At 68.9% G+C, this 517-nt stretch carries 1 pseudogene; it reads left to right on the top strand.

The window, feature by feature from the left end:
* Positions 1-333: 333 nt before the first annotated feature.
* Positions 334-517 (top strand): annotated as a pseudogene (locus tag ABD323_RS45465) (hypothetical protein); the annotation flags it as partial.

A 517-nucleotide genomic window follows, 5' to 3' on the forward strand; every position in this document is an offset into this window, starting at 1 on the left:
CCGGTGCGGCGAGGGTGAGCGTCGGGAGGGCGAGGGCGGCGAGCAGGCGGGTCAGGGCCGTTCGCCAGCGGCGGGTCGGTTGTGCCACGGATTCTCCTTCACGCGGTGGCGACGGCAGGGAGCCGTCGCGCGGACGGGTGAGAACAGTGGTGCGGTCGCCATCCCTGCCCGGACGGAAGCGGGCGGGAAACCGGATTCTGGTGGCAGGAACATGCCATGGCTGTCAAGTGACGCTGCTGATATTGTTTCTGACGTATGGTCAGAAAGTATCGGGGCATGTGCGGGGCCCACCGCCGGGAAACCCACTGGCGAGCCCGGGCCCGGCGGGCGAACATGGCGCGCATGAGTGATCAACCCCCGCGAGGGACCCAGGCAACCGTCTACCCCGACATGTGGGCGAACCCGGACGACGACCCCCGCAACACCGAAGGCCCCAGCCCGGACGGCGAACTGGCCACGCTGCAGGACTTCCTGGCGAACTACCGGCTGACCCTGCGAATGAAGTGCGAGGGCCTGG

It is taken from the genome of Kitasatospora nipponensis, from assembly GCF_039528135.1.
Lineage (GTDB): Bacteria > Actinomycetota > Actinomycetes > Streptomycetales > Streptomycetaceae > Kitasatospora > Kitasatospora nipponensis.